Source organism: Micromonospora echinofusca, from assembly GCF_017614955.1.
Lineage (GTDB): Bacteria > Actinomycetota > Actinomycetes > Mycobacteriales > Micromonosporaceae > Micromonospora > Micromonospora echinofusca_A.
The window spans coordinates 1-8,236 of sequence record NZ_WVUH01000320.1 but is presented as its reverse complement, the minus strand read 5'-3'; the positions used below and the strand labels follow the sequence as shown (position 1 = coordinate 8,236).

General features: G+C 71.3%; 8 protein-coding genes and 2 tRNA genes. 3 read left to right on the top strand and 7 right to left on the bottom strand.

What is annotated here, in order from left to right:
• Positions 1 to 93: 93 nt before the first annotated feature.
• From GSF22_RS27005 to GSF22_RS26995, 3 genes are read right to left on the bottom strand one after another with little or no spacing between them, the layout of a single operon-like run.
• Positions 94 to 555, bottom strand: coding sequence for an SRPBCC family protein (locus GSF22_RS27005; RefSeq protein ID WP_208816550.1), 462 nt, complete (start codon positions 553 to 555; stop codon positions 94 to 96).
• A 43-nt stretch (positions 556 to 598) separates the two neighbouring features.
• Positions 599 to 1,009 (bottom strand): DUF2795 domain-containing protein, encoded by a 411-nt coding sequence (locus GSF22_RS27000; protein WP_208816549.1) that lies wholly within the window; start codon positions 1,007 to 1,009, stop codon positions 599 to 601.
• A 45-nt stretch (positions 1,010 to 1,054) separates the two neighbouring features.
• Entirely contained in the window at positions 1,055 to 2,011 is a 957-nt protein-coding gene (locus GSF22_RS26995; RefSeq protein WP_244454197.1) for a YihY/virulence factor BrkB family protein, read from the bottom strand.
• A gap of 179 nt (positions 2,012 to 2,190) precedes the next feature.
• On the opposite strand from GSF22_RS26995, the gene GSF22_RS26990 reads away from it, so the two are divergent.
• Positions 2,191 to 2,592 (top strand): ChaB family protein, encoded by a 402-nt coding sequence (locus GSF22_RS26990; RefSeq protein WP_208816548.1) that lies wholly within the window; start codon positions 2,191 to 2,193, stop codon positions 2,590 to 2,592.
• Between the two features lie 180 nt (positions 2,593 to 2,772).
• On the opposite strand, the gene GSF22_RS26985 is transcribed toward GSF22_RS26990, so the two are convergent.
• From GSF22_RS26985 to GSF22_RS26975, 3 genes are all read right to left on the bottom strand, one after another.
• A tRNA-Glu gene (locus GSF22_RS26985) sits at positions 2,773 to 2,845 on the bottom strand.
• A 137-nt stretch (positions 2,846 to 2,982) separates the two neighbouring features.
• A tRNA-Gln gene (locus GSF22_RS26980) sits at positions 2,983 to 3,054 on the bottom strand.
• A 165-nt stretch (positions 3,055 to 3,219) separates the two neighbouring features.
• The gene (locus GSF22_RS26975) at positions 3,220 to 4,023 is read right to left on the bottom strand and encodes a fumarylacetoacetate hydrolase family protein (protein WP_208816547.1); all 804 of its coding nucleotides are present in this window, start codon (positions 4,021 to 4,023) and stop codon (positions 3,220 to 3,222) included.
• A gap of 253 nt (positions 4,024 to 4,276) precedes the next feature.
• On the opposite strand from GSF22_RS26975, the gene GSF22_RS26970 reads away from it, so the two are divergent.
• Together GSF22_RS26970 and GSF22_RS26965 are read left to right on the top strand one after the other, a co-directional pair.
• Positions 4,277 to 5,824 carry a hypothetical protein gene (locus GSF22_RS26970; RefSeq protein WP_208816546.1) on the top strand — a complete coding sequence of 516 codons (1,548 nt, stop codon included), beginning with the start codon at positions 4,277 to 4,279 and terminating at the stop codon, positions 5,822 to 5,824.
• Between the two features lie 320 nt (positions 5,825 to 6,144).
• Positions 6,145 to 7,020, top strand: coding sequence for a 3-methyladenine DNA glycosylase (locus GSF22_RS26965; protein WP_208816551.1), 876 nt, complete (start codon positions 6,145 to 6,147; stop codon positions 7,018 to 7,020).
• Positions 7,021 to 7,184: 164 nt separating this feature from the next.
• Here the strand turns inward: GSF22_RS26965 and GSF22_RS26960 are convergent, their stop codons facing one another.
• Positions 7,185 to 8,228, bottom strand: a complete 1,044-nt coding sequence (locus GSF22_RS26960; RefSeq protein ID WP_307804362.1) for a cellulose binding domain-containing protein — start codon at positions 8,226 to 8,228, stop codon at positions 7,185 to 7,187.
• Positions 8,229 to 8,236: the final 8 nt, after the last annotated feature.

Below are 8,236 nucleotides of genomic sequence, written 5' to 3'. Positions count from 1 at the left end.
CCCAAACAACGGCCCCGCCCCCCACCGTGACGGAGAAGACGGCGATGGCCGCCGGAGCACCGGCGGCCATCGAGGTACGGATCGGGGGAGGGGTCAGGGCTGCGGACGCTCGACGGTGCCGCGCCACGCGCCGGTCTCCTGGCCCCGGCGCTCGATGAACTTCTTGAACCGCTCCAGGTCGCCCTTGGCCCGGCGGTCGACGATGCCGAGCTTGTCGCCGGCCTGCTCCACCACACCGTGCGGCTCGAACTCCAACTGGAGGGTGACCCGGGTGTGCTCGGGGTCGAGCCGGTGGAAGGTCACCACGCCGGCCTGCTTGGTGCCCTCGGTGGAGCGCCAGGCCACCCGCTCGTCGGGCAGCTGTTCGGTGATCTGCGCGTCGAACTCCCGCTTGACCCCACCGATCTCGACCGTCCAGTGGGTCATCGTGTCGGAGAGCTGCCGGACCTCCTGCACACCCTCCATGAACTGCGGGAACTCCTCGAACTGGGTCCACTGGTCGTACGCGGTCCGCACGGGTACGGCGACGTCGACGTGTTCGGTAACACCACTCATCAGGCTTCCTCCTGTTCGTGCCGGTCGGGGTCGGGTCACGACCTCACCAGCGGCTCGTCTCGTTCTTGTGGCCGAGCGCGGCCCACACCTCGGAAACCGTCTGGAACTCGGTACCGTCGGGCAGTCGGCGCAACTCCGCGAGAATGTCGGCCGGTGCCTCGTTCTGTTCGGCGTTGCGGAGCAGGGTCTGGCGGTCACCGGGCAGCGCGGAGAGACCGATGTAGCGCCCCAACCGGCTGCGTTGCTCGACGTCGGCCGAGCTCATCCCCTTCGGGGCGCCGGTACGCAACTCGCCCGCCGGTGCCGTGGTCGGCTCCGGCTGGTCCTCCCCGGCGGGTTCCGCCTGGCGGAACTCGTCGACGCGGGACCCGGCGGTGCCCTGCACCACGCCCTTGACCTCCTGGCTCATCTGCTCGTCGAGCCGGGGTCCGTGCTTGCTGCTGCCACGTTCCATGTCTGTTGCGCTACCCGCAGGGAATGCCGATAAACGCCCGTCCCGTCACGGATCGGCGGGTTCCTTCGGTGCCAGGACAGGTTCCCCGACGTCGGTGGCCCCGCTCTGGAGCAGCCGGCCGCGCTGCACCTCGGCGTTGATCTGCACCCCGAACATCAGGGCGCAGTTGGACAGGTAGAGCCAGACCAGGAACGCGATGACCGCACCGAGGCTGCCGTAGGTCACGTCGTACGAGGCGAAGTTGCCGACGTACAGGCCGAAACCGAAGGTCACCAACGCCCAGGAGAGCAGGGCCACCGCCCCACCCACGGTCAGCCAGCGGAACCTCGGCTGCCGGACGTTCGGGGCGATCCAGAACAGCAGCGACAGCAGCAGCATCATCAGGGCGACCAGGGCCGGCCACTTGACCACCGTCCAGGTGGTCCGGGGTGCGTCGCCCAGCCGCAGCGCGTCGCCGACGGCGTCGGCGACCGGGCCGCTGACGATCAGCACCGTGGCCACCACCGCCAGCAGGACCAGGGCCACCGCGGTCAGGCCGAGCTGCAACGGGCGCAGCTTCCAGAACGGCCGTCCCTCCTCGACGCCGTAGATCGCGTTCGACGCCCGGGTGAAGGCGCCGACGTACCCGGACGCGGACCAGAGCGCGCCGAGCAGACCGAAGCTGAGCAGTACCCGCGCCGACTCCTGCTGGTCGACCACGTTCTCCAGCACGCTGGTCACCCCGTCGTTGGCGATCACCGCCCCGGCACCGACGTCCCGGGCCAGCCCGGTGATGGTGTCGATGGTCCGGGGACCGTCCGAGACCAGGCCGACCAGCGCCACGATCACGATCGCGGACGGGAAGAGGGCGAGCACCCCGTAGTACGTCAGCGCGGCGGCCCAGTCGGCGCAGTTGTCCCGGACGAAGTTCCGGCCGCTGCGGACCGCCACGCCGCGCCAGGTGGCCCAGTGGAGCTGGCGGAGCCGCCCGGGTACCGCCGTCGGCTCGGTCGTCGTTGCCATGGCCGCTCCCCGCATCACCACCGTCACGTGGCGCGGTCGGTACCCCCGGCCCGATCCGGGCAAACCGGGGTGGTGGTTTGTCCCACTCCGTCCGGGGGAACGCTTCCGGGTACACACGCACAACGCGACACCGTCAGCTAGGACGAGCGCGACGCCGTCAGCTGGGACGAGGAGGAGTCATGCCTGGACGTGAGGTCCTGCCGAGCACGCTGCGGCGGTCCCCGAAGAAGGCCCAGGACACCTGGGTCAAGACGCACGACTCGGCGGTGCAGACGTACGGCGAGGGCGAGCGGGCCCACCGGACCGCCTTCGCGGCGGTCAAGCACGAGTTCGAGAAGGTCGGCGACCACTGGGAGCCGAAGGGGCGTAAGGGCCCGAGCGACACCCAGGCCGCCGGGGGTGGCCCGGCACGCCGGGCGCCGACCGCCGGTGGGGTGGACGCGAACGCGACCAAGGAACACCTGATGGACGTGGCCCGGCAACTCGACGTCAAGGGGCGGTCCCGGATGACCAAGCCGGAACTGGTCAAGGCGATCGAGAAGGCCAACGACCGGGCCACCCGCCGGGCGCGCGGCGACTGACCCACCGCACCAGCCCTGCCGATCATGGAGTTGTGGTGGGCGTTCTGCGCCCCGGTGAGGCTTTTGTACCCACCACAACTCCATGGTCGGCGGGTTTGCCGCGTTGGGAAGCGGGTACCGGGTACATCCAGGAAAAGTGAAGCGGCCCGCTCCACCGAGTGGAGCGGGCCGCTACCTCTGTAGCCCCGACCGGATTCGAACCGGCGCTACCGCCTTGAGAGGGCGGCGTCCTAGGCCGCTAGACGACGGGGCCAGGACTTTCATTTTTCCCACCGCCCTTCCGGGCGGCTCTGCTGAACTCTATCAGAGATCCTTTCCCGCTTCCCAATCGGGCGGCGGTGCCGATCTCTGACCGAAACCAGCAACCGGTTTCCTTGCGGAAACCGGAAGCTGGGGTACCAGGACTCGAACCTAGACTAGCTGAACCAGAATCAGCCGGGCTGCCAATTACCCCATACCCCACTGGCCCCTTGCGGCGCCGGGAACGAACTTTACTCCACCCCGCACCGGCCAGCCAAATCGGATCGCCAAACCCGCCCTGAGCTGCGGTTTCACCACCCGCGCCGCCGCCCTCACCGCCGCTGGCGCCCCGGTCGGCGCCAGTCGGCATCCCCGCATCCGCGAGGGTCAGCTCGACGCCAGCACCGGGTTGGACAGTTCACCGATCCCGTCGATGCGTACGGTCACGGTATCCCCGTCCACGAGCGGACTAACCCCGGCCGGCGTACCGGTCAGCACCACGTCGCCGGGAAGCAACGTCATCACGTGCGAGATGTACGACACCAGCCCCGGCACGTCGAAGACCATGTCCTTGGTCCGGCCGAGCTGGCGTACCTCCATCTCGTCCGGGCTGCGACCCACCTCACAGCGGATCTCCAGGTCGCTGACGTCCAGCCCGGTGGTGATCCACGGCCCGATCGGGCAGAACGAGTCGAAGCCCTTCGCCCGGGTCCACTGGCTGTCCGAGCGTTGCAGGTCCCGGGCGGTCACGTCGTTGGCGCAGGTGTACCCGAAGATGGCCCGCTCGGCGGCGGCCCGGTCGGCGCGGCGGGCACCCGGTGCGCCGATCACCACCGCCAGCTCCGCCTCGTGCTCGACCTGCTTGCTGAAGATCGGCAACCGGATGGCGTCCCGGGGGCCGATCACCGACGTGGAGGGCTTGAGGAAGAGCAGCGGTTCGGCCGGTACGACGTTGCCGTGCTCGGCGGCGTGCTCGGCGTAGTTGCGCCCGACACAGACCACCTTGCTGGGCAGGATCGGCGAGAGCAGCCGGACGTCGGAGAGCGCCCAGCGGGCCGTGGTGAACCGGATCTCACCGAATGGGTGGCCCTCGATCTCGGCGATCGTCCAACCGTCCGGGCCGACCCCCGGCTCGCCCTCGACGACTCCGAACGACATTCCCTTGGCATGAGCAAAACGAGCGATACGCACGCAGTCAATCTAGCCCCATGCCGGCCCGGAACCGCTGGTGGCGCAGCCGGGCACGAGCCCGCTCACCACACAGCCGGGCACGAGCCTGCTCACCACACAGCCGGGCACCACACCGCACCCGGGCGGCGGGCACCATACCGTGCCCGCCGGATCACGGGCCGGTTTCCCGCCTTCCGGCCCGGGTCGCCACGGCATCGACCTAGCGTCGGGTTCCGGAGGTTCGTTTGTCATGCCTGCAACGACACGACACCGAATGCCAGTGGTGGTCCTCATCGGCTGCCTGGCCGCCCTGGCCGCGCCGATCGGCGGTCCGGCCGGCGCCGTCCCACCCGGGAGATACCAGGAGCCGGTACCCGGGTACCAGGAACCCCCGCCCGGATGGCGGGAGCCGGAGCCCGGATGGCGGGAGGCGCCCCCGGGGCTCGTGGAGCCGGACCCCGTCCGGGAACCGGCACCGGGCAACCCGGGCCGCCAGGAACCGGACCCCGGCCGCGAACCGGCGCCTCCGGCCCCCGGGCAGGAACCACCACCCGGCGTCCCGGGCGCACCGCAGCCGGGCCCCGGCGGGCCGGGCGCACCCGCGCCGGGAGGTGCCGTACCCGGCGGGGCCGTCCCATCCAGTGGTACGGGCACCGGCCCGTCGGGCAGCCCGTCACCCCGACCCCGGGGCACCCCCCGGGCCAAGACACCGGTACCGCCCTCGGTCAGCGTGGCCGTCGCGGGCGGCAGCACGGACACCCCGACGTACCGGATCCAGGTCCGCAACCCCGGGACGAGCCCGCTGGACACCACCGTCCGGCAGACCCTGCCCCGGGGCTCGGCGGCCACCTCGATCAGTGACGGCGGGCGGGCCACCCGGTCGGCGGACCGGGCCAACCCGAGCGAGGTCACCTGGCAGGTCACCGTCCCGGCATCCGGTACGACCACGGTACGGGCCGCGATCCGTCCGGCCCGCCCCGGGCAGGCGGTCGTCACCCCGGCCTGCGTCTACGCCCGCACCGGTGGTACCCCGTACGACTGCGCCACAGCGACCTGGCGGACGTCGGCCGCGCCCGCCGGGGACACCGCCCAGCCCGCCCCGTGGCGCCGCCCTGCGGTGTTCGGCGGCGCCCTGCTGGCCCTGGTCGCCCTCGGTGTGGGCGGCCCCTGGTGGTGGCGACGGCACCACCGGCGGGCCGCGTACCCCGCCCCGACCGGACCCGTGGACCCGGCGGCGGCCGAACGGGTACGACGCGGCACCGTGTACCCCGTCCCGTCGGCACCCCGGCCGGTCAGCCGGCGCCGCCGGCCACCGGTCTGGCTGGTGGTCACCACGGCCGCCGCGCTGCTCGCCCTGGTGGTCGGCGCGGGAGCCTGGGTGGCGACCACCCGGGTGAGCGCCATGCACGCCGGGCCACAGCCCACCAGCGGCGCCTGGGTGGGGACGGCCACCGTCGGCGCGGTGGGCAGCACCCTGCGGGAGAACGCCTTCGAGTTCACCGTCTACCGGCTCGCCTGCCCGCCCGGCGGGACCCGACGGCAGTGCGAGGCGACCGTCGGGGTACGCAACCTCACCTCGGAGAAGCAGCCCTGGCACGGCCAGTTGCAGCGGGCGTACCTGCCCGGCGGCACCTGGGTCGGCGTCGACGAGACCGCCACGCGGCTCGCCAACCAGGGGCGGGACGTGTTCGGCACCCCGGTACCGGCCGGCGGTCGCCTGCTGGCGCCCCTAGTCTTCACCGTCGACGGCCCGAACCCGCCGAGCCAACTGGAACTCCGCAGCGGGGTCTTCTCCGCCGGCGTCCGCATCAACCTCAGCTGAGGGAGGAGTGTAAGGAAGGGCCCCTTGTTAACGCTTTCGGTATAGGAAGGGCCCCTTGTTAACGCACCAGCCCCACCCGCCCAGCGTTAAGAGCGCCCGGCAATAGGGCGGTGGAGGCGAGGCGGGGCCTGGCCGAGGGTGGCAAGGCGGCGGAGGAGGCCATGCCGGTGTGGCATGGCCGACGACGACAACGCCGCCAGCCGATGCGCCGGGGCACGGCGCAGCCCGCCAGTCATACTGCCGGGCGCTCCAAGAAGGGGCCCCTGCAAACGTCGTACCCTGGCCTGGTGACCGCCGTTCCCGTCGCTCCGCCCGCCGTCGTGCTCGACCGCACGGTGCCTGCCGCCGTGCTCGGCCGCACGGAGTGGCTGGCCCGCCGGGACGCGCACACCGAGCGGGTCGACCGGTGGCTGGTACCGCATCTGGCCCGCCGCCGGCAGGGCGTCAAGCATCCGGTGGAGGATTTTCTCTTCACCTACTACTCGCACCGCCCGGCGCAGCTCCGCCGCTGGCATCCCGGCGCCGGGGTGACGTTGCGCGACGCGGATCCGGCCGGATTCGGCCCGGACTACCGGGCCACGCCCGCGGGGCTCACCCTCGACGTCGATCGGGTACGCCAGCGGCGCAACGAGTCCATCGACTGGATCCGGGACCTCTTGCAGGCCACCATGGGACGGGCGGCACATCTGGGCTGCTTCGGCATGCACGAGTGGGCGATGGTGTACCGGCAGACCCAGGACGAGGTACGCCACAACGCCTGGCCGCTACGGCTGTCGCCGGAGCGGACCGCCGCGATCGTCGAGGAGCGCGGCGTCCGGTGCAGCCACTTCGACGCGTACCGCTTCTTCACCGCCCCGGCCCGCCCGTTGAACCTGTTGAACCCGACCCGGGAGACGCAACGGGACAACGAGCAGCCGGGTTGCCTGCACGCCAACATGGACCTCTACAAGTGGGCGTACAAGCTCTCCCCGCTCGTCGGTTCGGAGCTGGTCGCCGACTGTTTCGAGCTGGCCCGGGACATCCGCACCCTGGACATGCGGGCCAGTCCGTACGATCTGGCCGCGCTCGGCTACCCGCCGGTCCGGATCGAGACCGCCGAGGGGCGGGCCGAGTACGTGGCCGCGCAACGTACCTTCGCCGAACGGGCCGCACCGCTACGGGCCCGGCTGCTCGCGGCTCTGACCGCTCTCGCCTGAGCCACTCTCGCCTGAGCCGCTCCGCATCCCGCCCCGCACGGCCTCAGCTGAGCCGAACGGGCTGGCTTCCCGTCCCCGCACCGTCCTCACCTGAGCCGAGCGGGCTGTTAACAAGGGCCCCTTCCTCTACCAAAAGCGTTAAGAAGGGGCCCTTCCTTACATCTTCAGCAAAAGATGGGTGGGACGGTGTTGGTGGCGCCGGAGCTGGCCAGGAAGCCGAAACTGGTGGACGCGCCGGCGGCGAGGGTGCCGTTCCAGCTCACGTTCCGGGCCGTGACGTCGGTACCGCTCTGTACCAGGTCGGCGTTCCAGGTCTGGCTGATCTGCTGCCCGTCGTTGAAGCTGAACCGGACGGTCCAGCCGGTGATCGGGGTGAGGCGGGTGTTGCGCACGGTCACCTCACCCTGGAAGCCGCCCTGCCACTGGTTGACGATCCGGTAGGTGGCGGTGCAGCCACCGGGTGGCGGGGTCAACGTCGTGGTGGGCGTGGGCGACACCGTGGGCGACACGGTGGGCGTGGGCGACACGGTCGGTGACACCGTCGGCGTGGGGGTGGGCGTCATCCCGTCCAGTGCGGCGACCAGCGGCGGGTACCACCGGTCGGACATCTTCTGGTCTCCGGCGGCGTTCGGGTGCACGCCGTCGTAGGTGTCGGTGGCGGTGCTGAAGCCGGTCCACTGGTCGACCACGACGATCGGGGACTGTGCGGTGGTCTTGCCGGCCGCCCAGCCGTCGATGGTGCTGTTGAGGGCCACGGTGCGCTGTCCGCACTCGGCGCAGCTGGCCGGGGCCATCGGGATGATCTTCGCGACGAGGATCTTCATGGCCGGGTTGCTGGCCCGCATCTGGTCGACCAGTCTGCTGTACGCGGTGAGGATGGTGGCCGGCGGGATGTTGCTCCACACGTCGTTGGTGCCGAAGTGCATCAGCATGATGTCCGGTTGGGTGGCCGACAGCCAGCCGGGCAGGAGGTTCTGGTTGGCCACGTTGGTGACCAGGTAGCCGCCGTGCCCTTCGTTGTCCCCGTCGTGCGGCTGGCCGCAGCCCTGCGGGCCGAGGGTGCCGACGAAGTCGATGCCGGTGTGGCCGGTGCTCTGCAACCTGTTCCAGAGCAGGGATCGCCAGCAGCCGGGTGAGCCGGTGATGGAGTCACCGAGCGGCATGATCCGGACCGGGTCGGCGGCGGCGCCGGCTCCGGGGGCGGCAATCCCCGGGG

Excerpts from the sequence above, each read along its gene's own strand:
- GSF22_RS26995 (WP_244454197.1), bottom strand. The coding sequence starts at position 2,011 with ATGGCAACGACGACCGAGCCGACGGCGGTACCCGGGCGGCTCCGCCAG.
- GSF22_RS26990 (WP_208816548.1), top strand. The coding sequence starts at position 2,191 with ATGCCTGGACGTGAGGTCCTGCCGAGCACGCTGCGGCGGTCCCCGAAG.
- GSF22_RS26970 (WP_208816546.1), top strand. The coding sequence starts at position 4,277 with ATGCCAGTGGTGGTCCTCATCGGCTGCCTGGCCGCCCTGGCCGCGCCG.
- GSF22_RS27005 (WP_208816550.1), bottom strand. The coding sequence starts at position 555 with ATGAGTGGTGTTACCGAACACGTCGACGTCGCCGTACCCGTGCGGACC.
- GSF22_RS27000 (WP_208816549.1), bottom strand. The coding sequence starts at position 1,009 with ATGGAACGTGGCAGCAGCAAGCACGGACCCCGGCTCGACGAGCAGATG.